The sequence below is a fragment of the Sphingomonas spermidinifaciens genome (genome assembly GCF_002351485.1).
GTDB classification, from domain to species: domain Bacteria; phylum Pseudomonadota; class Alphaproteobacteria; order Sphingomonadales; family Sphingomonadaceae; genus Sphingomonas; species Sphingomonas spermidinifaciens.
Genome location: NZ_NWMW01000001.1, coordinates 189,227 through 212,888, shown reverse-complemented (window position 1 = coordinate 212,888; position 23,662 = coordinate 189,227). Strand labels below are relative to the sequence as shown.

23 protein-coding genes and 1 tRNA gene are annotated in these 23,662 nt (G+C 68.2%); 8 read left to right on the top strand and 16 right to left on the bottom strand.

Features of this window, described 5'->3' with window-relative positions:
- Positions 1–63: 63 nt before the first annotated feature.
- From dusB to hflX, 7 genes are all read left to right on the top strand, one after another.
- Positions 64–1,062, top strand: coding sequence for a tRNA dihydrouridine synthase DusB (gene dusB, locus COC42_RS01020; protein WP_096341440.1), 999 nt, complete (start codon positions 64–66; stop codon positions 1,060–1,062).
- The gene (locus COC42_RS01015) at positions 1,038–2,114 is read left to right on the top strand and encodes a two-component system sensor histidine kinase NtrB (RefSeq protein ID WP_245843752.1); all 1,077 of its coding nucleotides are present in this window, start codon (positions 1,038–1,040) and stop codon (positions 2,112–2,114) included. The genes dusB and COC42_RS01015 overlap by 25 nt, the downstream gene beginning before the upstream one ends.
- Complete coding sequence (gene ntrC, locus COC42_RS01010; protein ID WP_096341439.1) at positions 2,111–3,559, top strand: nitrogen regulation protein NR(I); 1,449 nt, start codon at positions 2,111–2,113, stop codon at positions 3,557–3,559. The genes COC42_RS01015 and ntrC overlap by 4 nt, the downstream gene beginning before the upstream one ends.
- 84 nt (positions 3,560–3,643) lie before the next feature.
- Positions 3,644–5,890 carry a sensor histidine kinase gene (locus COC42_RS01005; protein ID WP_096343001.1) on the top strand — a complete coding sequence of 749 codons (2,247 nt, stop codon included), beginning with the start codon at positions 3,644–3,646 and terminating at the stop codon, positions 5,888–5,890.
- Positions 5,887–7,263, top strand: a complete 1,377-nt coding sequence (ntrX, locus tag COC42_RS01000) for a nitrogen assimilation response regulator NtrX (RefSeq protein WP_096341438.1) — start codon at positions 5,887–5,889, stop codon at positions 7,261–7,263. The genes COC42_RS01005 and ntrX overlap by 4 nt, the downstream gene beginning before the upstream one ends.
- Positions 7,264–7,273: 10 nt before the next feature.
- Positions 7,274–7,882: an RNA chaperone Hfq gene (hfq, locus tag COC42_RS00995; protein ID WP_281253087.1), complete on the top strand. Its 609-nt coding sequence runs from the start codon at positions 7,274–7,276 to the stop codon at positions 7,880–7,882.
- Positions 7,879–9,171 carry a GTPase HflX gene (gene hflX / locus COC42_RS00990; RefSeq protein ID WP_096341436.1) on the top strand — a complete coding sequence of 431 codons (1,293 nt, stop codon included), beginning with the start codon at positions 7,879–7,881 and terminating at the stop codon, positions 9,169–9,171. The genes hfq and hflX overlap by 4 nt, the downstream gene beginning before the upstream one ends.
- A 1-nt stretch (position 9,172) precedes the next feature.
- Here hflX and mazG read toward each other — a convergent pair whose 3' ends face one another.
- The 10 genes from mazG to COC42_RS00940 are packed head-to-tail and all read right to left on the bottom strand — an operon-like array spanning position 9,173 to position 18,309.
- Entirely contained in the window at positions 9,173–9,913 is a 741-nt protein-coding gene (gene mazG, locus COC42_RS00985) for a nucleoside triphosphate pyrophosphohydrolase (protein ID WP_096341435.1), read from the bottom strand.
- Positions 9,914–9,955: 42 nt separating this feature from the next.
- Positions 9,956–10,546 carry a retropepsin-like aspartic protease family protein gene (locus COC42_RS00980; protein ID WP_096341434.1) on the bottom strand — a complete coding sequence of 197 codons (591 nt, stop codon included), beginning with the start codon at positions 10,544–10,546 and terminating at the stop codon, positions 9,956–9,958.
- Positions 10,543–11,307, bottom strand: a complete 765-nt coding sequence (locus COC42_RS00975) for an MBL fold metallo-hydrolase (RefSeq protein WP_096341433.1) — start codon at positions 11,305–11,307, stop codon at positions 10,543–10,545. Before COC42_RS00975 ends, COC42_RS00980 begins: the two co-directional genes overlap by 4 nt.
- Positions 11,304–12,083, bottom strand: a complete 780-nt coding sequence (locus COC42_RS00970; RefSeq protein WP_096341432.1) for a TatD family hydrolase — start codon at positions 12,081–12,083, stop codon at positions 11,304–11,306. The genes COC42_RS00975 and COC42_RS00970 overlap by 4 nt, the downstream gene beginning before the upstream one ends.
- Entirely contained in the window at positions 12,080–13,636 is a 1,557-nt protein-coding gene (metG, locus tag COC42_RS00965; RefSeq protein ID WP_096341431.1) for a methionine--tRNA ligase, read from the bottom strand. The genes COC42_RS00970 and metG overlap by 4 nt, the downstream gene beginning before the upstream one ends.
- 52 nt (positions 13,637–13,688) lie before the next feature.
- Complete coding sequence (locus COC42_RS00960; protein ID WP_096341430.1) at positions 13,689–14,666, bottom strand: DNA polymerase III subunit delta'; 978 nt, start codon at positions 14,664–14,666, stop codon at positions 13,689–13,691.
- Positions 14,663–15,289 carry a dTMP kinase gene (tmk, locus tag COC42_RS00955; protein ID WP_096341429.1) on the bottom strand — a complete coding sequence of 209 codons (627 nt, stop codon included), beginning with the start codon at positions 15,287–15,289 and terminating at the stop codon, positions 14,663–14,665. The genes COC42_RS00960 and tmk overlap by 4 nt, the downstream gene beginning before the upstream one ends.
- Complete coding sequence (locus COC42_RS00950) at positions 15,286–16,452, bottom strand: D-alanyl-D-alanine carboxypeptidase family protein (protein ID WP_096341428.1); 1,167 nt, start codon at positions 16,450–16,452, stop codon at positions 15,286–15,288. Before COC42_RS00950 ends, tmk begins: the two co-directional genes overlap by 4 nt.
- A gap of 32 nt (positions 16,453–16,484) precedes the next feature.
- Entirely contained in the window at positions 16,485–17,294 is an 810-nt protein-coding gene (locus tag COC42_RS00945) for an SPOR domain-containing protein (protein WP_096341427.1), read from the bottom strand.
- Complete coding sequence (locus tag COC42_RS00940; RefSeq protein ID WP_096341426.1) at positions 17,278–18,309, bottom strand: lytic murein transglycosylase; 1,032 nt, start codon at positions 18,307–18,309, stop codon at positions 17,278–17,280. Before COC42_RS00940 ends, COC42_RS00945 begins: the two co-directional genes overlap by 17 nt.
- A gap of 116 nt (positions 18,310–18,425) precedes the next feature.
- Between COC42_RS00940 and COC42_RS00935 the strand changes: the two genes are divergently transcribed.
- Positions 18,426–18,515: transfer RNA gene (locus tag COC42_RS00935), tRNA-Ser, on the top strand.
- An 8-nt stretch (positions 18,516–18,523) separates the two neighbouring features.
- Here the strand turns inward: COC42_RS00935 and COC42_RS00930 are convergent.
- The 6 genes from COC42_RS00930 to bamA all read right to left on the bottom strand — a co-directional run bounded on the left by COC42_RS00930 (position 18,524) and on the right by bamA (position 23,610).
- Positions 18,524–18,892: a hypothetical protein gene (locus COC42_RS00930; RefSeq protein WP_096341425.1), complete on the bottom strand. Its 369-nt coding sequence runs from the start codon at positions 18,890–18,892 to the stop codon at positions 18,524–18,526.
- A gap of 106 nt (positions 18,893–18,998) precedes the next feature.
- Positions 18,999–19,340: a PilZ domain-containing protein gene (locus COC42_RS00925; protein ID WP_096341424.1), complete on the bottom strand. Its 342-nt coding sequence runs from the start codon at positions 19,338–19,340 to the stop codon at positions 18,999–19,001.
- 45 nt (positions 19,341–19,385) lie between these two features.
- On the bottom strand, positions 19,386–19,616 hold the full coding sequence (gene rpmE / locus COC42_RS00920; RefSeq protein ID WP_096343000.1) for a 50S ribosomal protein L31: 231 nt from the start codon (positions 19,614–19,616) through the stop codon (positions 19,386–19,388).
- Positions 19,617–19,760: 144 nt separating this feature from the next.
- The gene (gene fabZ, locus COC42_RS00915; RefSeq protein WP_281253062.1) at positions 19,761–20,252 is read right to left on the bottom strand and encodes a 3-hydroxyacyl-ACP dehydratase FabZ; all 492 of its coding nucleotides are present in this window, start codon (positions 20,250–20,252) and stop codon (positions 19,761–19,763) included.
- The gene (locus COC42_RS00910) at positions 20,249–20,878 is read right to left on the bottom strand and encodes an OmpH family outer membrane protein (protein WP_096341423.1); all 630 of its coding nucleotides are present in this window, start codon (positions 20,876–20,878) and stop codon (positions 20,249–20,251) included. The genes fabZ and COC42_RS00910 overlap by 4 nt, the downstream gene beginning before the upstream one ends.
- Positions 20,878–23,610 carry an outer membrane protein assembly factor BamA gene (gene bamA, locus COC42_RS00905; RefSeq protein WP_096342998.1) on the bottom strand — a complete coding sequence of 911 codons (2,733 nt, stop codon included), beginning with the start codon at positions 23,608–23,610 and terminating at the stop codon, positions 20,878–20,880. The genes COC42_RS00910 and bamA overlap by 1 nt, the downstream gene beginning before the upstream one ends.
- Positions 23,611–23,662: the final 52 nt, after the last annotated feature.

Genomic DNA, 23,662 nt, shown 5'->3' with positions numbered 1-23,662 from the left:
CTCGCCAGCCTTGCCAGCGATCGCCCCATCGGCTAGGGGCTGCCTGTTTTTCAGGCAGTTCCGATGACCCAGCTTGCGCCCATCCAGATCGGTCCGGTGCGGATCGACAGTCCCGTGATCCTCGCGCCGATGACGGGCGTCACCGATCTGCCGTTCCGAAAGCTGGTGCGCCGCTTCGGATCGGGCCTGAACGTCACCGAGATGATCGCCAGTCAGGCGATGATCCGCGAGACGCGGCAGTCGCTGCAGAAGGCGGCGTGGGATCCGGTCGAGGAGCCGGTGTCGATGCAGCTCGCCGGCTGCTCGCCCAAGGAGATGGCCGAGGCGGCGAAGCTCAACGAGGATCGTGGCGCCGCGATCATCGACATCAACATGGGCTGCCCGGTGAAGAAGGTGGTGAACGGCGATGCCGGCTCGGCGCTGATGCGCGACCTGCCGCTCGCCGCCAGTCTGATCGAGGCGGTGGTGAGGGCGGTGAAGGTGCCGGTCACCGTGAAGATGCGGATGGGCTGGGACCATTCGAGCCTGAACGCGCCCGAGCTGGCCCGCATCGCCGAGGACCTGGGCGCGCAGCTCATCACTGTCCACGGGCGCACTCGCAACCAGATGTACAAGGGCAGCGCCGACTGGGCGTTCGTCCGCAACGTCAAGGATGCGGTCAAGCTGCCGGTGATCGTCAATGGCGACATCTGTTCGATCGAGGATGCCGAGACCGCGCTGGCGCAGTCGGGCGCCGATGGCGTGATGATAGGCCGCGGTGCCTATGGCAAGCCGTGGCTGCTCGGGCAGGTGATGGCGCATTTCGCCAGCGGGCGGCAGGTCGCCGACCCAACGCTGGAGGCGCAGTACGAGCTGATCGCCGAACATTACGACATGATGCTGTCGCACTATGGGATCGAGACCGGCGTCAACATGGCGCGCAAGCATATCGGCTGGTACACGCGCGGGCTGCACGGCTCGGCCGAGTTCCGCAACAAGGTGAACCAGATCGCCGACCCGAAGGTCGTGAAGGCGATGCTCGCCGACTTCTACGCGCCGTGGCGTTCGCGCGCGGCGGCCTGACCGAGGCGGAGGGGCCGAGCGCGGCCGAGCTGTTCGCGGCGCTGCCCGTGGCGGTGCTCGTGCTCGATCCGGGCGACTGCATCGTCTTCGCCAATGGCGCGTGCGAGCTGCTCCTCAACCAGTCGGAGCGGTCGATGCGCGGGCTGGGAGTAACCCAGGTGCTCGATCTGCCCGAGGATTATGTCCGCAATCGCGATCGCGGCGGACTGGCGCTGCTCGATACCGAGCTGGTGACGCGCCGGGGGCACCGCATCCGCGTCGACATGACCGAGGCGCTGCTGCCCGAGCGCGGCTGGCGCGTGGTCAGCCTGCACGATGCGTCGGCTGGACGGCGGCACGGCGTCGGCGACCGCGGCGGCGCGCGCGCGGCGATGGGCGCGGCGGCGATGCTGGCGCACGAGATCAAGAACCCGCTGTCGGGCATCCGCGGCGCCGCGCAGCTGCTGGGCGATGCGGGCGGCGAGCGCGAGCTGACCGAGCTCATCACCACAGAGGTCGATCGCATCGCCGCGCTGATCGACCGGATGCAGGACTTCACCGACACGCGCCCCCCCGCGCTGGCGGCTGCCAACATCTATCCGCTGCTCGCCCATGCCAAGCGCGTGGCGCAGGCGGGCTTCGCGCGCGGCGTGACGATCGAGGAGCGGTTCGACCCGTCGTTGCCCGACGTCATGATCGACGGAGACCGGTTTCTGCAGGTGATCCTGAACCTCATGAAAAACGCGGCCGAGGCGCTGGCGGGGCGGCCCAATCCGCGGATACAGATCGCCACCGCCTATCGCCACGGCATGTCGGCGAGTGCCGCGCCGGGCCGCCCGCGCCAGAAGCTGCCGATCGAGATCTGCGTGCTCGACAACGGCCCCGGCGCGCCCATCGACATCACCGAACATCTGTTCGAGCCGTTCGTGTCGGGCAAACCCGAGGGGCAGGGGCTGGGCCTGCCGCTGGTCGACAAGCTGGTGCGCGACATGGGCGGGATCGTCGCCTATGCGCGCGAGGGAGAGCCTGAATGGACGGTGTTGCGTATCCTGTTGCCGCGGGCGGACGCATGAGCGAGGGGCGGATCGGCAGCATCCTCGTCTGCGACGACGATGCCGCGATCCGGACGGTCATCGCGCAGGCGCTCCGGCGCGCGGGGCACCGGGTCGATACCGTCGCCAGCCTCGCCCAGCTTCGCGGCGAAATCGCGCGCGGGCTGCCCGACGTGCTCGTCACCGACGTGATCCTGCCGGACGGCAACGGGCTTGACGTCGTGACGTCACTGACGCGCGACTTTCCCGGCCTTCCCGTCATCGTCCTGTCGGCGCAGAACACGCTGACCACCGCCGTTCGCGCGACCGAGGCGGGGGCGTTCGATTATCTGCCCAAGCCCTTCGACCTCGCGGCCCTCGCCGACGCAGTGCAGGGGGCGCTTGCCCGGAGCGCCGCTCGCCCGGCCGACCTGGGGCCGGCGGAGGAGGGCGGGGGGCTGCTCATCGGTCGTTCGCCGGCGATGCAGGAAGTCTATCGTATCATCGCGCGCGTCGTCGCGACGGACCTCACCGTGCTCGTCTCGGGGGAATCGGGAACGGGCAAGGAACTGGTCGCGCGCGCGATCCACGAGCTTGGCCCGCGCAGCGCCGCGCCTTTCGTCGCGATCAACATGGCGGCGATCCCGCGCGAACTGATCGAGGCAGAATTGTTCGGGCACGAGCGCGGCGCGTTTACCGGTGCTGCGGCCCGGATGGCAGGCCGGTTCGAGCAGGCGGCGGGAGGAACGTTGTTCCTCGACGAGATCGGCGACATGCCGATGGAGGCGCAGACCCGGCTCTTGCGCGTGCTCCAGTCGGGCGAGTTCACCACCGTCGGCGGCGCACGGACGATCCGCGCGGACGTGCGCATCGTCGCGGCGACCAACAAGGACCTGACCGCCTCGGTCGCGCAGGGCGCGTTTCGCGAGGACCTGTTCTACCGCCTCAACGTCGTGCCGATCAGCCTGCCGCCGCTTCGGGAGCGGCGGCAGGACGTCGGGCTGCTGGCGCGCCATTTCCTCGATCGCGCGGCCGAGAGCGGGCTGCCGCGCAAGGGCATCGACAAGGGCGCACTGGCGCTGCTCGAGAGCCATGACTGGCCAGGCAATGTCCGCGAGCTCGAGAATCTGATGCGCCGCGCCGCCGCGCTCGGGCGCGATGCGACGATCGACGCCGATGAGATCCGGGCCAATCTGGGCAAGGGCGGGCCGCCCATGGTCGGCGCGGAGACCGATCCCGACCTTTCGGCTGCAGTCGCCGCCCGCCTCGAACGACTGGCGCGCGAGATGCCGCAGGCGTTCGAGGACGGCAGCCTCTACGAGCGGATCATCGCCGAGGTCGAGCGGCCGCTGATCGAGGCGGTGCTCGCGCGCTGCGGCCAGAACCAGCTTCGCGCCGCCCGCATTCTCGGCATCAATCGCAACACCCTGCGCAAGCGGCTCGACACACTCGGCATCGACACCTCACGGCGAAGCGTGGGCGTGTAGCGATCAGATGAACCAAACTATGTGTTTTCTCTGCCACGGCGATGTTGTACGCTTGCAACGATGGAGGCTATTGCCGTTCCCGACATGCTGAGTTCCGAGCCGCGCCGACGGCTGAGCGTAACGCCGCTGATCGAGCTTGGCGTGCTCGCCGCGGCGGTCGCGATCGGCATCGCCACCTATTTCATCATCACCGCAGACCCGACATCGCCGCGGCCGCTGACACCACCGCTGGTCGCGCTGCTGATGGTCGCCAACCTCGTGCCCGCAGTCGCACTGCTGGTGCTGATCGGGCGGCGCATTGCGATCAAGCGCGCGATGGCGTCGGCGGCGGGGGGGCAGGGGCGACTGCACGTCCGCCTCGTCGCGCTGTTCTCCGTCCTTGCCAGCGTGCCGATGATCCTCGTAACCATCGTCGCGTCGATGCTGTTCCAGTACGGCGTCGAATTCTGGTATTCCGACCGCGCCAAGGACATGATCGAGCGTGCCGCGACGCTCGCCGACGAATCCTATCGCGAAATGACGCGGTGGATCGACGGGGAGAACATCGCGCTCGGCAAGGATATCCAGCGCGTGCTGGCCGCGGGATATCCGTTCGACACGCCCGAGTTCATCGCCACGTTCGAGCAGAGCGTCTTCCAGCGCAGCCTGGCCGAGTCGATCGTCTTTACCCTGGCGCCCGACGGCGAGGTCCTGACCTATGCGCTACTCGACCCCTATGAGCGCGGCCTCGCAAGCAGTCTAAGCGTCGCCGACGCCAGGGCGGTGCTGGCCGGCAGGCCCAGCGTCGTGATCGTCAGCGGCGAACGCATCCAGTCAATCGCGCCGGTGCCGGGCACGCGATACCTCGTTGCCTCGAGCCGCGTGGTCGGCGCGCGCGAACTGATGGAGCGAAAGCAGCGCGCGGAGGGAGTGGTCGCCGATTATCGGGCGCTGCGCGAGCGGTCACGTTCGCTGCAGTTGAGGTTCAATCTGGCGCTTCTCGGCATCTCGCTGTTCATCGTCGGCCTCGCAGTGTTCGCGGCACTGGCCATCGCCGACCGGCTCGTGCGCCCGGTCAACGACCTGGTCGATGCCGCGCGCGGCGTCGCCGGCGGCAATTTCGACGCGCGTGTCAGCCAGCCCAAGCGGATGGACGAAGTCGGCACGCTGGCCAGCGCGTTCAACACCATGACCGAGCGGTTGAAGGAGCAGACCGGCGCACTGGTCGCCGCGAACGCCGAATCGGAGGGTCGTCGCGCGCTCATCGAGGCGGTGATGTCGGGCGTATCGGCAGGCATCGTGTCGATCGGTGCCGAGCGGACGGTCCGCCTCATCAACAGCTCGGCCGCGCACCTCCTCGAGATCGGGGAGGACGATGCGATCGGCCGCCCGCTGACCGAGGTCGCGCCCGAACTCGACGCGCTGCTCGCCAGTGACCAGCGCGAGGCTGTGGTCCAGGTCGCGCGCGGCGGCGAGGCCCGGACGCTCGCGGTCAAGATCACGAGGGACGCCGCCGGTCCGATCCTGACCTTCGACGACATCACTCAGCAGCTGGCCGACCAGCGCCGCGCCGCCTGGGCCGACGTTGCCCGGCGCATCGCGCACGAGATCAAGAACCCGCTTACCCCGATCCAGCTCGCCGCCGAGCGGCTCCAGCGCCGGTACGGCAAGAGTATCGAACCGTCCGACACGACTTTCTCGCGGCTGACCGAGACCATCGTCCGGCAGGTCGGCGATCTGCGCCGCATGGTCGATGAGTTCTCATCCTTCGCGCGGATGCCCAAGCCCGTGTTCCGGCGCGAGTCACTGGTCGATATCGCCCGCCAGGCGATGTTCCTGCACGAGGTTGGGCATCCCGGCATCGCGTTCCGCCTCGATACCGATCCCGACGCGCCGGTCAGCCTCGTCTGCGACCGGCGGCAGATCGGCCAGGCCTTGACCAACGTCATCAAGAACGCCGCCGAGGCGATTGAGGCGCGCCCGGCCGCCGATAACCTGCCGCAGGGCGAGATCGTGATGACGCTTGCCAAGTCGAACGGCCGCGTCACGCTGTCGGTCGCCGACAACGGCGTCGGCCTGCCGCTCGAGCGTGATCGCATCGTCGAGCCCTATATGACGACACGCAGCCGCGGCACGGGCCTCGGCCTCGCGATCGTCAAGAAGATTGCCGAGGAGCATCTGGGCGCAGTGAGCTTCGCCGATCGGCCCGGTGGTGGCACGATCGTGACGCTCGCTTTCGACGCACGCGCGCTCGAACCGCTGGCGGTGCCCGAGGATGCCGAGGCGACGCCCGCCTCCACGGACGACGACCGCCTTCACATGCTCACCCGGACCCGGAACCCTAATTCATGACCCTCGACATTCTCGTCGTCGATGACGAACGCGACATTCGCGAGCTGGTGGCCGGCGTGCTCGAGGACGAAGGCTATGACACGCGCTCGGCGGGCGACAGCGACGCCGCGCTGGAAGCGATCGCGACGCGCCGGCCGAGCCTTGTCCTGCTCGACGTGTGGCTGCACGGCTCACGCCTAGACGGGCTCGAACTGCTCGAGGAGATCAAGCGGCGCGACCCGTCGCTGCCGGTGCTGGTAATCTCGGGCCATGGCAATCTCGACACCGCGGTGGCGGCGATCCGGCGCGGCGCGTCGGACTTCATCGAGAAGCCGTTCGAAGCCGAGCGCCTGCTTCTCCTCGTCAAGCGCGCGACCGAGACCGAGCGCCTGCGTCAGGAGGTCGAGGATCTGCGCGCAAGTGCCGGGCGCGACACCGACCTCACCGGCAGCTCGGCCGCGATCAACACCGTCCGCGCGACGCTGAAACGCGTGGCGCAGACGGGCAGCCGGGTGCTGATCTCGGGCGGTCCGGGGGTGGGCAAGGAAGTCGCCGCCCGCCTGCTGCACGCCTGGAGCCAGCGCGCGACGGCGCCCTTCGTCATCGTGAGCGCCGCGCGAATGACGCCCGAGCGCGTCGAAGAGGAGCTGTTCGGCGTCGAGGAAGCGGGCGACCTTGTGCGGCCGGGCCTGCTCGAACAGGCGCATGGCGGCACTTTGTTCCTCGACGAGATCGCCGACATGCCGGTCGCGACGCAGGCCCGGATCCTGCGCGTGCTGACCGATCAGAGCTTTACCCGTGTCGGCGGCACGCGCGTCGTCAAGGTCGATGTCCGCGTCGTCTCCGCCACCGCCCGCGACCTGATGGTCGAGATCGGGGAGGGGCGGTTCCGCGAGGATCTCTATTACCGGCTCAACGTCGTCCCCGTCGTCATCCCGCCGATCGCCGACCGCCGCGAGGACATTCCGCCGCTCGTCGAGCATTTCGTCGCGCGCTATGCCACCGACCGCCGCGTGCCCACGCCCGAGGTCGCACCCGATGCGATGGTCGCGCTGCAGAGCTATGAATGGCCGGGCAACGTCCGCCAGCTGCGCAACGTCGTCGAGCGCACGGTGATCCTGGCGCCCGGCGACCGGATCGGCCGCATCGACCTCGACCTCTTGCCCCCCGAGGTGCTCCAGACCGGCCGCGATGCGAGCGGGCTGGGCGCAAGCGCGATCATGGGCACGCCGCTGCGCGAAGCGCGCGAGACGTTCGAGCGGGAGTATCTGCGCGTCCAGATCCGCCGCTTCTCGGGCAATATCAGCCGAACGGCGAGCTTCATCGGCATGGAACGCTCGGCGCTGCACCGCAAACTGAAGTTGCTCGGCATCACCGAGACGCGCGAGGACTAGCCGCTCGCGGCTGGACGATCGCGGCAATCGTCCCTACCTTGGCGGCGCACGCCACGGTGGCGCGCGACCGACGTCGCACGAAGCGGCGCGCAGCGGGCAAACCCCGCCAAGAACAAGGGATCGACCGATGGCCGACAAGCAGACCTCGCTCCAGGACCAGTTCCTCAACGCCCTGCGCCGCGCGAAGACGCCGGTGACGATGTTCCTCGTCAAGGGCGTCAAGCTTCAGGGGATCGTCACCTGGTTCGACAATTTCTCGGTCCTGCTGCGCCGTGACGGCCAGTCGCAGCTGATCTACAAGCACGCGATCTCGACGATCATGCCGACGGGCAATGTCGACTTGTCGCCCATCATTGACAGCGTGTCGGATAACGGCAGCAAGAACCCGGTCTTGCAGGAAATTTTCCTGAGCGCCGTGCGCCGCCAGCAGGAGCATGTGACGATGTTCCTCGTCAACGGCGTGATGCTGCAGGGCCAGATCGCCGCGTTCGACCTGTTCTGCATGCTGCTCCAGCGCGACGGCATGTCGCAGCTCGTCTACAAGCACGCCGTGTCGACGATCCAGCCCGCGAACCCGCTGAATCTTGCCGAAGAACAGGCACAGGGGGACGCAGCCTGAGTACCGGATTCGATCGCGACGCCGAGGAGTTCGCCCGCGGCGCGCGCGCCATCGTCGTGTTGCCCGACCAGGGCGGCGCGAGCCGCGAGGTCGACGCGCGACTGGAGGAGACGGCGGGCCTTGCCGCGGCGATCGGTGTCGAGGTGGTCGAGCGCGTCGGCCTGCGCGTCCGGCAACCGCGACCCGCGACGCTGATCGGTGGCGGCCAGGTCGAGAGCCTGCACGAGCGGGTCGAGGCGCTGGGCGCGAGCCTGGCCGTGTTCGACGCGGCGCTTTCGCCGGTGCAGCAGCGGAACCTCGAAACCGGGCTCGGCTGCAAGGTCATCGACCGGACCGGCCTGATCCTCGAAATTTTCGGCGAGCGCGCTCGGACGGCCGAGGGGCGGTTGCAGGTCGAGCTCGCGCATCTCGATTATCAGTCCTCGCGCCTCGTGCGCAGCTGGACTCACCTCGAGCGGCAACGCGGCGGCTTCGGCTTCCTCGGCGGCCCCGGCGAGACGCAGATCGAGGCCGACCGGCGGATGATCCGCGACCGCATGGCGCGCCTGCGCCGTGAGCTCGATCAGGTCAGCCGCACGCGCACGCTCCATCGCGACCGGCGCCAGCGCGCGCCGTGGCCGGTCGTGGCGCTGGTCGGCTATACCAATGCGGGCAAATCGACGCTGTTCAACCGCCTGACCGGGGCGGGGGTGATGGCAGAAAACCTGCTGTTCGCGACGCTCGACCCGACGCTGCGTCAGATTTCGCTGCCGGGCATCGACAAGGCGATCCTGTCGGACACGGTGGGCTTCGTCTCCGACCTGCCGACGCAGCTGGTCGCCGCCTTCAAGGCAACGCTGGAGGAGGTGGTGTCGGCCGACCTCCTGATCCACGTCCGCGACATCGCGCACCCTGACAGCGAGGCGCAGCGCCATGACGTCGAAGCGGTGCTGGGCGAGATTGGCGTCGATCCCGAAACGCCGCGGATCGAGGCGTGGAACAAGCTCGACGCGCTTGAGGACGATCGCCGCGACGGGGTGATCGCCGATGCGGCGGCGCGCGCCGACGTCGTGGCGATCTCCGCGCTGACCGGGGAGGGGGTGGACGAGCTGATCGCGGCGGCAGCGGCGCGGCTGACGGCGGGACACCGCCGCTTCATGCTGACGCTCGACCCGGCCGACGGGGCGGGGGCGGCATGGCTGCACCAGCATGGCGAAGTGCTCGACCACTGGATGGCCGATGACGGCGCGCATTATGAGGTTCGATTGGCGCCGGAGGATCACGAGCGGTTCGTGAGCCGGGCGGGCTAAGTTACTCGTTCGCCTTGGCTTTCTGCCAGAGCGCTTCCTTTCCATCGAGGTCGAGCGCAGCGAATGCTGCGCCCGCCGAGCCCTCCATCGCCCTGAAGCGGCGCTCGAACTTGGCATTGGCGTGTCGGAGCGCGGCCTCCGGGTCGATGATCTGATGTCGGGCCCAGTTAACGACGGCGAAGAGCAGGTCGCCGACTTCCTCGGTGCGAGCATCGGCATCGGTGGCCGCCTCGGCCTCGGCGAGTTCCTCGTCGATCTTGGCGCGCGGGCCGTTGGCATCGGGCCAGTCGAATCCGACACGCGCGGCTCGCTTCTGAAGCTTTTCAGCGCGGGTGAGCGCCGGCAGGCCGAGTGCGACGCCGGCAAGGGCGCTCGGGTCGGACTTGACCGCGCGCTCCTCGGCCTTGATGACTTCCCAGAGGTGATGGCCGCCCTCGGCCCGGTCGCCGAAGATGTGCGGGTGTCGGCGCTCCATCTTGTCGCTGATCGCAGCAACCACGTCGGGCAGCGCGAAGGCGCCGGCTTCTTCGGCCATACGGCTGTGAAACACGACCTGGAGGAGAAGGTCACCAAGCTCGTCCTTGAGCTCGGTCATGTCGCCGCGCTCGCAGGCATCGGCTACCTCATAGGCTTCCTCGATCGTGTAAGGCGCGATCGAGCGGAAGTCTTGCGCGCGATCCCATTCGCAGCCGTGGACGGGATCACGCAGCCGCGCCATAATCGCAACCAGCCGCTCGATCATCGCGCCACCTCCGCCAATTCGATAATACACATTATGTAAAGTTCAGTTTCGTATCGGCTCGAGGATCAGCGTGCGGCCTTCAACCCGCCAGCTGCCCAGCCGCGACAGGAAATTCATGCCGACCACGCTCATGTCGCCGAAGCTGGGCGAGATGACGACCGACAAATCGCGCGTCTCTAGCTCGCCAATGGCGAACGTCGCCGCAACGCCTCGCCGGGCCTGAACCTGACCATTGGCCGTCGCCAACACCACTGGAAAGCCGCTCTCTGCGGTCACACCGGCCGCTTGGGCAGCATCCTCCGACAAGGCGGTGATCGTCGCGCCGCTGTCGACCAGCATCCGCTGGCGCACGCCGTTGATGCGCACATCGGCATAGAAATGCCCGTCGGCCGACTGGCGGATGCGCACCGTATCGCCCGACACCTGCTGCCCGGTGAGCCCGGCGCGCTCGGCAAGTAGCGCCAGCCGGTCCTGATTGGCGAACAGCACGAACAGTACGCCGGCGATCGCTGCCCAGCCGAGAAGATTGCGCACGATCACCCGTGCCGACACGCGCCGCGCGGTGAGCCCACTCAGCACCAGCACCAGCGCACCGACGCCCCAGAGGAGCTCGACGGACTGGTCCCCATTCATGGCAGCAGCACCATGCCGTCATAGCCAAGCTCGACCCCGGTCGGCAGCTCCGCATTGAGCGTTCGGTAATCCATCGAATTGTCCATGTGGATCAGCACCGCGCGGCCGGGGCGGACGCGCTCGATATGCTCCAGCGCGAGCGACAGATGGTTGTGGGACGGATGTGGATGCCGACGGAGCGCGTCGAGGATCCAGATCTCTGCACTGTCGAACGCCTGTGTCATTTCGTCAGTAAGTGCGTGAAAGTCGGTCGAATATGCGATGCGTTTACCATGATGTGCGAAGATCAGGCCGGCGCTCGTGATCTCGCCATGCGGCTGATCGACCGTGGAGATCGTCACGTCGCCGATCGTCAACTCGTCGGGTAACGGCGCGAGCGTGGCAACCGGCCGGTACCCGCCCCCGCCCTCGAATACATAAGTGAAGCGTGCCGCCAGCACCGCCGCGGTCGCAGGGCGGGCATAGCAGGGGACCGGTCGGCCAAGCGACTGGGCGAGCTGGCGCAGATCGTCGATGCCGTGCGTGTGGTCGGCATGGTCGTGGGTCCAGATCACCGCATCGACGCGACCGACATTGGCAGCGTTGAGCTGCTCGCGCATGTCGGGGCCAGTATCGATCAGGACGCGGGTGCCGCTGCTCTCGACCAGCGCGGCGCAGCGAGTGCGGCGGTTGCGCGATTCAGACGGATCGCAACGCCCCCAGTCATTGCCGATCCGCGGCACGCCCGACGACGTTCCGCATCCGAGCAACGTCAGCTTCAAGCGAGCGTCTTTTCAAACAGGGTGTGAAAGTTTGCAGCCGTTGCCGCCCCGAGTTCCTCAGGCGTTGTGCCGCGAAGCCCGGCGAGGAACGCGCATGTATCGGCGACAAAGCCCGGCTCCCCCGGCCTGCCCCGGTGAGGCACGGGGGCAAGGAAAGGCGCATCGGTCTCGATCAACAGCCGCTCGATCGGCAGCCGCGCGGCGGTTTCCTGAAGATCGCGCGCGTTCTTGAACGTCACGATCCCCGAGATCGAGATGTAGAATCCGAGTTCGAGCATCCGATCGGCGAAGGGGCCGGTCCCGGTGAAGCAGTGGATGACACCGGGAAAGGCCCCCTTCCCCAGTTCCTCCTCCAGCAACGCGGCAGTGTCGCCCTCGGCATCGCGGGTGTGGACGATGATCGGCAGGCCGGTCGCGCGCGCGGCGGCGCAGTGCGCGCGAAAGCTCGCGGCCTGCGCCGCGCGGTCACTATGGTCGTAATAGTAATCGAGACCGCATTCGCCGAGGCCGACGACGCGCGGGTGCCGCGCCGCCGCGATCAGCTTGGCGGCGTCAACGTCAGGATGCGCATCGGCCTCGTGCGGGTGAATGCCGACGCTGGCCCAGACGTCGGCTTCGCGCTCGGCTACCGCGATGACGTCACCCCATTCGCGCTCGCGCGTCGAAATGTTGAGCATCGCAGTCACGCCGCGCGCGCGGGCGCGTTCGAGGACCTTGTCCTGTTCCTCGACCAACCCCTTGTAATTCAGGTGACAGTGGCTGTCGGCCAGCGTCATGCCGCCGCTTCCTCCTCGGGCACGTCCAGTCGAGGAAAGATGGGGGTCGGGGGGCCGATGCGAAAGCCCTCCCCTGCCTTTCGCGCATACCAGCCGTCGTCCGCGAGCGCGGCATGGTCGCGCTCGTCGGCGCCGAACTGGTCGAGCATCGCGCCGGCCGATGCGGGCACGACGGGCAGGATCGTAATCGCGAGCAATCGGATCGCGCGGACCAGCGTGCCAAGCACGGCGTGCATCCGCTCGGGGTCCGTCTTGCGCAGCGACCACGGGGCCTGGACGTCGATATACTGGTTGCAGGCGAAGACGCCGCGCATCCACGCCTCCAGCGCGGGGGTGATCGACTGTTCGGCGAACAGGCGGATGAACTCGCCATTCGCCTCCGTCACCGCCGCCAGCAGCGCGGCATCGGCCGGATCGGCGCGGCCGGGCTCCGGCAGCGCGCCTTCGAGGTTCTTGGCGATGAAGCTCAGCGTGCGCTGGGCGAGGTTGCCGAAGCTGTTCGACAGGTCCGCATTGGCGCGCGTCGCAATCGCGCGCGGGCTGTAGCTGCCGTCCTGACCCCAGCTGATGTCGCGCAGCAGGAAGTATCGGAGCGCATCGACCCCGAACGCATCGGCGAGCGCCAGCGGATCGACCACATTGCCGACCGACTTCGACATCTTCTCGCCCCGGTTGAGGACGAAGCCATGGCCGAACACCTCGCGCGGCAGTGGCAGCCCCGCCGACATGAGGAAGGCGGGCCAGTAGACCGCGTGGAAGCGAACGATGTCCTTGCCGATGACGTGGAGGTCGGCGGGCCAGTAGCGCCAGAGGTCGCCTCCGTCGGGATAACCGGCGCCGGTCAGATAGTTGGTGAGCGCATCGACCCAGACATACATGACATGCCCCGGGCTGCCCGGCACCGGCACACCCCAGTCGAAGCTCGTCCGCGAGACCGACAGGTCGGTCAGCCCGCCCTCGACGAAGCGCAGCACTTCGTTGCGGCGGCTCTCCGGCCGGATGAAGCCGGGATTGGCGGCGTAGAGATCGAGTAGCGGCTGCTGGTACCTGGACAGGCGGAAGAACCAGGTTTCCTCCGCAGTCCATTCGACGGGCGTACCCTGCGGCGAGAGGCGCTGGCCGCCCTCCCCCTCGGTCAGTTCCTTCTCCTCGTAGAATGCCTCGTCGCGGACCGAGTACCAGCCCTCGTAGCGGTCGAGATACAGGTCGCCCGACGCCTGCATTGCCTCCCAGATCGCCTGGCTCGCGCGGTAATGATCGGCCTCGACCGTGCGGATGAAGCGGTCGTGGCTGATGTGAAGAGATGTCGCCATCTCGCTGAAAAAGGCTGACATCTCGTCGGCCAGTGCGCGCGCGGTCATGCCGCGGTCGCGGGCGGTCTGCGCCATCTTGAGGCCGTGCTCGTCGGTGCCCGTCTGGAAGCGGACGTCGCGGCCCGCCTGACGCTGAAAGCGGGCGATCGCGTCGGCGGCGATCATCTCATAGGCGTGGCCGATATGAGGGCGGCCATTGGGATAGTGGATTGCGGTGGTGATATAGAAGGGGTCGGCCATGGCGCCTGCTCTAGGCGGCGCGCCGCAGTGCGGCAAGCCGGGAGCGGGCGCGTCAGCGCGGGGCGAGGCGCGCGACGATGCCGCCGAGTTCGAACACCGTGCCCGCGGCGTCCTGCGTCAGCGCGACGGCGATCCCGCCCACCGATCGCGCCGCCTCGTGCGCATCGAGTGCGGTGCGGAGCGCCTCGCCGCTTGCTGCGCGCGCGCGTTCGGCGATGAAGGCGGGCACGCGCTCGACGAAGGCGGCGAAACGCTCCGCCGCGCCCTTTCCTGACAACGCCTTCGCCAGCCGCCCACGAACCGCATTGTCGCGGTCGCCGGTCGCGGCGATTTCGGCCAGATCGCGCTCGATCGTGGCCATATCAAGCCCGGCAAAGGCGAGCGCGCGGCCGGGGGAGCCGGCGCCGGCGCGCACCAGCGCCGCGACCTCGGCATCGGGCAGGTCGGGTTCCTCGGCGCGGAGCACCCTCGCCACCTGATCGTCGGTCAGCGCCGAAAAGCGAAGCGAGCGACAGCGCGAGCGGATCGTCGGGAGGAGGCGGCCGGGCGAATGGCTGACAAGAAGGAAAATCGTACCCGCGGGCGGTTCCTCGAGATTCTTGAGGAGTGCGTTGGCGCCGCTCCGCTCGAGATCGTCGATCGCGTCGATCAGCACGACCCGGCGGCCCGACAGCGCCGGCTTGGTCGCGAACATCGGCTGGAGCGTGCGGACCTGGTCGATGGTGATGCTGCGCTTTAGCCCATCCTCGGGCTTGGACGCGTCCTTGGGCAGGCGGACGAGTTCGCGGTAATCGGGATGCGCGCCGCTCGCGAGCAGGCGGGCGACGCGGTGCTCCGGCGGCAGCGGCCCGCCCGGGGGCACCGACGGGTCAAGCGCGCGAGCGAGCAGCAGCGCGGCGGCCTCGCGGGCGAACCGGCCCTTCCCCACCCCCTCCGGCCCCGCGATCAGCCAGGCATGGTGGATCGCCTCGCCGCCGATCGCCGCGGCAAAGGCGGCGCGGGGGGCCTCGTTGCCGACGAGTGACGTCATGGCAGCAGGTCGGCGAGCGCCTCGATCAGCGCGGCGGTGACGCGTTCCGGTGCCGCGGCGGCGTCGATGCGACGGACGCGGTCGGGCTCGGCGGCAGCGATGCGCGCGAATCCCTCCGCCACCGCGGCGTGGAAACCGGTGCCGCGAACCTCGAACCGGTCGTTGGCGGCCGAGCCCCGTCCCGCCGCGCGCGCCGCGCCTTCTTCGGGCGGAAGTTCGAGCAGGAAGGTGCGGTCGGGCATCAGCCCGCGCGAGCCGAAGCCGTGCAACGCGAGGATCGCGGCGTCGTCGATCCCCTGCGCTCCCTGATAGGCTCGTGTCGAATCGACATAGCGGTCGCAGATCACCCAATGCCCCGCACCGATGGCCGGGCGGATACGCTTCTCGACATGATCCGCGCGAGCGGCGGCGAACAGCAGCGTTTCGGCGTGCGGGCTCCAGCGGCCGACATCGCCCTGCATCAAGAGTTCGCGCACCGCCTCTGCCCCGTCGCTGCCGCCCGGCTCGCGGGTAACGAGAACGTGGAGCCCGCGCGCCTCCAGCGCGGCGGCGAGCGCGCGCGCCTGCGTCGACTTGCCCGCGCCCTCCCCGCCCTCGAGCGTGATGAAGCGGCCTGGGCTCAAGCGCCGAAGAGCCCCATCAGCCCCGCCCAGACGCGGCCGAAGAAGCCCGCCTCGCCGACCGCGCTCTCGGCGACGAGCGGCAGGCGCTGCTCGCCGAGGTCGGCGCTGGTGATGACAAGGTCGGCGATATGCTGACCCTGCCTGATCGGGGCCTTGACCGGTCCCTGATAGACGACCTTGGCCGTCATCGCCGCCGAGCTGCCCGCGGGCACGGTCACGTTGAGGTCGCGCGGTGCGACGAGGCCCACGGTCGCGGAATCGCCGAGCTGCACGTCGGCGCTCTCGACGCGCTTGCCCTGCTTGACCACGGGCTTGGCGCGCCAGGCGTTGAAGCCCCATTCCATGAAGCGCACCGATTCATTGGCACGCTGATTGAAGCTCGTCAGCCCGGCGACGACCATGACGAGGCGGCGCCCATTCTGCTCGGCCGAGCCGGTGAAGCCATAACCCGCTTCCTCGGTGTGCCCGGTCTTGAGCCCGTCGGCGCCGTTGACGCGGCCGAGCAGCGGGTCGCGATTGGCCTGGGTGATGGCGTTCCCGCCCATCGTCTGGCCCCAGGTGAAGTCGCGGCGGCTGTAGAACTTCTTGTAGAGGTCGGGGTAGTTCTCGATCGTCGCCTTGGCGAGATGGGCGAGGTCGCGCGCGGTCACAAAGGTGCGCCCCTCGTCGGGCCAGCCGTTCGAGGTGCCGAACTGGCTGTTCTTGAGCCCGATCGCCTTGGCGCGCTGGTTCATCAGGTTGACGAACGCTTCCTCGGTGCCCGCCACGCCCTCGGCCAGCACGACGCAGGCGTCGTTACCCGACAGCACGACGACGCCGTAGAGCAGATTCTCGACGCTCACCTGTTCGTTCGGCGACAGGAACATCGTCGATCCCGCCTGCGGCCCGTGCCATTTCTGCCAGGTCTCGGGCCGGACGGTGATCTTCTGGTCGAGCTTGATCTCCCCCTTCTTGATCATGTCGAAGATGACATAGGTCGTCATCATCTTCGCCATCGACGCGGGCGGCATCCGGCGGTCGGCGTCCTTGGCATAGAGGACCGCGCCCGAGGACAGGTCCTCGAGATAGGCCACGGGCGCCGGCGTATCGAAGGGCGGGCGCTGCGCCCCGGCAGGCGCGGCGGCGAGGAGGACGAGCGGCGAAAGGGCAAGCAAGCGATTCATCGGTGGCACAATACCCGGTGGCTTGAGGAACATCAGGGGATGCGGACGAGCGCCGCGCCGGCATGGCCGCGGCGGATAGCGCCGGCCCGCGCAGCCTCTGCCGCGGCGCGATCGGCAAATGGGCCAAGCTGGACGCGGTAGAGCTTGCCTGCAGCACGCACGCGACCGCCGAGCCGGCTGGCGAGCGCGCGGGCATTGGCCTCGTTCGAGAGGGCCGCCACCTGTACGCCCCAGCCCGATGCGGGCGCGGTCTGCGGCTTGGGCTGCACGGCGACCTGACGCTCGGGCGGGTCGATCGGGCGCTGCTGCGGGCGGGGTGCGGGTTTGGCGACCGGTTGTTTCGGCGCGGCGATCGGCTCGGGCGCAGGCTTGGCGGCCATCGGGGTGCCTCGGGGCGGTAGATCCTTGCGCAGCCCTGCGAGCAGCACGGGCGGTGCGTCGAGCCGTGCCGGCGCTGCCTGCCCGGCCCTTAGCGCCGCCTCATCGGGCGGCGACGGCCGCGCAGTGCGGACGCGGACAGGCGCGCCGGGCGCGATCGCAAGTTGGCGCAGCGCGTCGGGCGAGAGCGCGATCGGCTGCATCGCCGCGGGCGCGGCGACGGCGGCAATCATCAGCAACACGGTGCGCCCGCTGTCGAGCGCCGTCACCTCGACAAAGCTGCCGACGGGCAGCGTCGCATGTGCCGCGCCCGTGGCCTGCTCGGTCGCGCCGGCATAACCCACCGCGTCGTAGCGCTCACCCTCGTTCGAGGCGGCGCTCGGCCCCGCGGCAGGGGGCGGAGCGTCCTGGCCGGGCAGTGCGGCGGCCAGCGTCAGGGCAATGAGGTCAACCGGCGACGGCATCGGCGAGCAATCCCACGGAAAGCGCGTAAAAGTTCGAGCAATTATAGTCGAGGATGACGCGGTAATTGCCCGTCAGCAGATAGGCAGTGCGTCCCGGCCCGTCGGGCTCGATCAGCGTGGCGAGCACGTCGTCGGCGGGCCAGCGCCCCGCTTGCGGCACCATCCCGAGCTGGCGCCATTCGCGCATCGTCCGCCACCGGCTGTGCCGCTCGAACACGCGCGGGCACCGCGGCGAGATCGTGCGGGTGGTCAGTGCGCCCCGGTTGAAGCTGGCGGGCACGTTGACCGCGACGCCCCAGGGCTGGCCCGCGCGCCACCCGGCATTGACGAAATAGTTGGCGATCGAGGCGAGCGCATCGGCCTCGCTCCTCCAGATGTCCGCCTGCCCGTCGCCATCGCCATCCCGCGCAAGGCGCAGATAGATCGAGGGCAGAAACTGTGGATGGCCCATAGCGCCCGCCCAGCTGCCCTTCAGCCGTTCGCGGGGGATGCCGCGGTCCATCATCTTTAGAAGTGCGATCAACTCGCCCTCGAACAGCGCGCGCCGCCGCCCCTCATAGGCGAGCGTAGCGAGCGACCGGGCGAGATCGAAGTCGCCGGTATAGGAACCATAATTGGTTTCGTGCCCCCAGATCGCGACCATGATCGATTCGGGCACGCCCGTCTCGGCCTCGATCCGCGACAGGCGCGTTCGATTGGCGGCATAGGCGCGCTTGCCGCGGCTGATGCGAGCCGCATCGACATGCCGCGCGCGGTAGGGCGCGAAGTTGAGCACCGCGCTCGGCGGGCCAGCGGTGCCGCCCGGCTGGCCGCGGTCGAGCTCGATTACTCGCGGGTTGACGGACAGCGTCGGGAGCACGGCGTCGAGCGTCCGCGCCGTCACGCCGGCGGCGAGCGCCCGCCCGCGCACCTGTGACAGATACGCCTGAAAACCTGCCTCGCCCTGCGCCGCCGCCCCGCCCGCGGTTCCGGCCGCCAACCAGACGCCGAGCAGCGCCGCACACCATTTACGCATTTTACCGAACCCCAGCATCGCGCCGATGTGCCACAGTCGCGCCGCGGCCTGAACCCCCCTTGTCGTCGGCGCTTGCACAAATACGCCACAGGGCGCTAACGCCGCGCTCGGGCGCTGGAGAGGTGGCCGAGTGGTTTAAGGCAGCGGTCTTGAAAACCGCCGTGGGTGCAAGCTCACCGTGGGTTCGAATCCCACCCTCTCCGCCAGTCCGCGCTCAATCATCGAGGAGCGCGTCCGTAACCCGCATCAGCGCGCCGCCCAGGCCGCCGAGCGCGAAGGCGGGGCGCATGGCGTCGCGGCCGCTGTCGAGGCGCATCGACATGCGCGCGCGAACGGGCGCACCGGGCTCGCGCGGGCGTTCGGTCGTGTCCGCGCAGAGGTCGGCGGCGGGGCGGTCGCCGGGCAGCAGGTCAAGCGGCAGCGCCTCGGCGGCGATGCGCGGCAGGCGCGGGGTACGGGCTTCGGCCGGGACCAGACGAAGGCCGAGCGCGAAAGGCACGGCGCCGAGGGGCGCGGCGGAACGATCATCGGATGCGGCGCCGCTTGCCAGCATCATGCCCAACGCGACCCATGTGCCCGCCATCGATGCTCCCTGCGCCAAACCGGCCGCGCGACCGTGGTTGTGGCGGAAACATGGCCGAACTCGGGCGATGTGGCCAGCAGGAAATAGCGTTGGCGACGGATCGGGATCAGCCGGCGGTCAGCAGCTCGAGCTCGAAGTTCGAAAGCGGCTGTTCGAACTGGCAGCCAGCCTGGTAATCGCGCGACCACACCACGCGGCTGACTCGCCGGACCCCGCCGGGTAGCGTCAGCAGGATGCTGGTGTCGGCCACAAGATCGGTGAACGTCTGGATGCGCGCGCCGCTCATCGACAAGTCGGTTATGCGGCAAAGACTGCCGTGATAGCCCGCGTCAAACAGTCCGGCATCGAGCGACACGGATTTGCGGGCGGCAGCGCGTCGGCTCTCGCCGGCCGCAAGCGGAATCAGCTCGGCGGCGATACGCGTGCGTACGGGGACATGGCTCTCCATGCCCCCGACGCTACGCCGCGTTGGTAAACGCGGCGTGAAGAACTCTTACTTCGAGCGAAGCGACAGCCCGCCGAACCGCTTGTTGAAGCGCGCGACCTGACCACCGGCGTCGAGCAGGCGCTGATTGCCGCCGGTCCAGGCCGGGTGCGCCAGCGGGTCGATGTCGAGCGTCATCGTGTCGCCTTCCTTGCCCCAGGTGGAGCGCGTTTCGAACACGGTGCCGTCGGTCATCTGGACCTTGATCATGTGATAGTCGGGGTGGCCGGTCTTCTTCACGTTCAATTCTCCGGAAAAGCCGCTGGTTTCCGACCAGCGGCGAAGGGCGCGCGCATAGCAGCGGAAGGGGAACAGCGCAATGCAGCTCCTTCCTTACGTCACCGGATCAAGTCCTCGACGACGAATAGAAAAAGCCGCGGCCGATTACGCCTTGGGCGGGTCGGCGATCATCGCGGTGAAGTTGGCGGTTGCCGCCACCGCATCGCCCAACAGCGCGCGGCCGGCAAACTTGCAGACGCTCGACCGCTTCTGGACGAACTCGACCTCGAGCGTCAGGAGCACGCCGGGTTCGACAGGCTTCCGAAACTTGGCTTCCTCGATCGCCATGAAATAGACGAGCTTGCCCGAGCCGGCGAGGCCGAGGCTCTCGACCGCAAGCACGCCGGCGGCTTGCGCCAGCGCCTCGACGATCAGTACGCCGGGCATGATCGGGCGGCCTGGGAAATGCCCCTGGAAGAAGCCCTCGTTGATCGTCACTGCCTTGACCGCGCGGATCGACCGGTCGGGGACGATCTCCTCGACCCGGTCGACGAGCAGCATCGGATAGCGGTGCGGGAGCGCCGCCATCACCCGGGTAACGTCGAGCGGGCCGAGCGCGGCGCGCCCGGCCTCGCCCGTCACGACGTCTTCGCTCACCGGCCGGGCGTTGCCGGACGCGGCGCCGCGGCTGCGGGCGCCGCCGCAGCACCCTGCTGACCACCGGGCTGCCAGTTGGCGGGCGGCGTGATGCTAACATTGGGGACGAGGCGGTTGAGCTCGGCCGTCACGTCGGCAGTGATGTCGGTCGAGGGCTGGGCCGAAACCGCCGCTTCGGGACGAAGCAGCAGCGTCACCTTCTTCTTCGACATCGCGGCATTGACCGCGGCCTGAAGCTGCGCGCCGATCTGCTCGGCGGCATAGGCGCGTGCGCGCTGCACGGGCTGCGTCAGGCGCTGAAGCTCGGCATTCGCCGTCTGCTCGCGCTGCTGAATCGTCGTCGCCTGGGTACGCAGCGACGCTTCGTTGGCGTTCGGGGCGGCGCGGGCCTTCTCGAACGCCTCGACCAGCGGGCGAAGCTCGTTCTGGACGGCGGTCTGGCGCGCCTGCGCCTGGTCGAGCTGCGTCTTGTACGTCGTCTGGATCTGCGAGATCGCGGTCTTCCAGGCGTTCGACTGGAGGACGGCGCTCTCGGGATTGGCGACGGCGATGCCGTTCACCTGCGCCAGCGACGGCGCGGCGATCGCGACCGGCGCGAGCGCCGCGGCGATGAGGAACTTGTTCATTAGAAAGCGGCTCCAACGTTGAAGGTGAGAAGCTTGGGATCGTCGCCGTCGACCGAGATGATGTCCTTGGCAAGGTCGATGCGGAGCGGACCGAACGGCGAGTTCCAGTTGACGCCGACGCCGACCGTAATGCGCGGCTTGGGCGTATCGCCAACGAAGCGCTCGAGGAAAGGCGAGATCGTCGTCACCTGGGCGGCATTCGGCTCGCTGCCGACGCAGGCGCCACCAACCGTTGCGGAATAGCCGACGGCGCAGGTCGTCTGCCGCTGGCTCGTCACGCCATTCTCGGTGAAGGTGTTGAGGTAGATCTGCTGCCCCGTGTCGGTCGTCACCGGCCTGGTGAGATCGAGCAGGCGCGGCGAGCCGTCGACGTTGAACACGGGGTTGCCGTTCGAATCCGTCGCCTGGCTGAAGGTGGCGGTCGGCAGCGGCCGCTTGATGTTGAACAGCGAACCTGCCTGAACATAGACCGACGGCCGCAGCCCCAGCTCCTGTGCGCCCGAACCCAGCGGGATCTCGAGCTCGGCGCGGCCGAGATAGTAAGCCTTGCCGCCCAGCGGATCGTCGACGATGCTCTGGCGGTCAGTCTGGAGGATCGTGTTGCCATTCTCGTCGGTGGTGTACGGGATGCGCAGCACGCGCGGTCCCACACCGCGAATGTCGAAGCCGCGGAACTGCGGTTCGCCGAGGTAGAAGCGGTCGACGATCCGAACCGGATCGATGCCGGGGCCGCGATCGCTTTCGAGGCTATGGATGTAGCCGCCCTGCGCGTTGACCGAGAAGATGAAGCCGCCGCCCAGGCCCCAGAAGCGGCTGTATTCGCCGCGACCGCGGATATAGCGGACGTCGCCGCCGAGGCCGGCGAAATCGACGCCCAGCGTCAGCCGCTGGCCGCGGGTCGGGCGCAGGCGACTGTTGAGGCTGTCATAGACGAGGCTTGCACCCACTAGCGAGGTCAGCCGGTTGCCGATCTGCTCGCACAGATATCGGCCGGCACGCAGCGGGTCGCACTGGCCGTTGGTGAAGTAGATCGACTCGTCGAGGCTGACATCGTCCTGGCTCAGCTGATAGCGGCCCGACAACGACCAATATTCAGTCAGCGGCACGCCCGCGACGATCTGGAACCCGGTCGAGGTCTGGCTGAAGGTCGTGTTGCGATCGTTGCCGATGAAGTTGAACGAATTGAAGTCACGGCGAAAGATCGTGCCGCCCAAGGCAATGTTCTTGTCGAACAGATAGGGCTCGGTAAAGCCCAGCTCGACCGACTTCGAATAGGCCGAATAATTGGCCTGGAGGCGCAGGTCCTGGCCCTTGCCGCGGAAATTGCGCTGGCGGATCGAGCCCTGGAGGATGAACCGCTCGAGGCTGGAGAAGCCTGCCGACAGCGTCAGTTCGCCAGTCGAGCGCTCCTCGACATTGGCACCAAGGACGACGCGATCGGGGGCCGAGCCCTCCTTCTCCTCGATCTCGAACTTGTCCTGGAAGAAGCCGAGCGAGTTGACGCGGTCCTGCGACCGCTTGCGCAGGAAGCTGTTGTACGCATCGCCCTCGGCAAGGCGCATCTCGCGGCGGATCACCTCATCCTGCGTCTGGGTGTTGCCAGTGATCTCGATCCGCTCGACATAGGTGCGCGAGCTTTCGGCGATGTTGAACGACAGCCCCATCGTCAGCGTTTCGGGATCGCGGCGATATTCAGGGCGGACGTCGGCAAAGGCATAGCCGAACAGGCCCGCGGTCTCGGTCAGCGACGTGACCGAGTCCTCGACCAACTTCGCATTGAACCAGTTGCCCTTCTTGATCGGCAGGCCGGCGGCGAGCTTTTCGCCATCGAAGTCGCGGATGCCGCTGTCGACCTCGACATCGCCGAACTTGTAGCGCGGCCCTTCCTCGACCACGTAGGTGATGATGAAGTCTTCCTTGTCGGGCGTCAGCTCGGCCACCGCGGAAATCACGCGAAAGTCGGCATAGCCCTCAGTCAGGTAGAACTGGCGCAGCTTCTGCTGGTCGTACGCCAGCCGGTCCTGGTCGTAGGACGTATTCGAGCTGAAGAAGCGGAAAAAGCGCGCCTGCTTGGTCGCCATCTCCTTGCGCAGCTCATTATCGCTGAACTGTTCGTTGCCGATGATATTGATCTGGCGAACCTTGGACTTCGGCCCTTCGGTGATCTCGAACACGACATCGACGCGGTTCTGGTCGAGATTGACCTGCTTGGGCTCGACGATCGCGGCAAAACGGCCCTGACGCCGATACAGTTCTACGATGCGCGCCACGTCAGCGCGCACCGCGGTGCGGGTGAAGATCTGGCGCGGCTTGAGCCTGATCTCGGGCAGGATCTTGTCGTTCTTCAGCCGCCGATTGCCCTCGAGCACGATGCGGTTGATGATCGGGTTCTCGCGCACACGAACGATCAGGTCGCCATTCTCGACGCCCTCGATCTGCACGTCGTTGAGCAGATCGGATGCAAGCAGGTCCTTGATCGCCTGATCGACGCTCTCGTTTGTATAGGGCTGGCCGACGCGCAGCTTGGTGTAGCTGAGCACCGTCTCGGGCTCGATGCGCTGGCTGCCCACGACACGCAGCGACTTGATGATGCGCGCAGGGGCGGCCTGCACGACGGGCGCCGGGGCCGGTGCGGCCGCCTGGGGCTGGGCCGGCGCGGGGGCAGCGGTCTGCGCCTGCGCCACGCCCGCCAACATCGTGCCGGCAAGCAGCATCGCGCCCTGCGCACCCATCTTGCTCGCCTTGATCGCCGTCACCGTCGTCCCCACCCAAAATGTCCCGAGG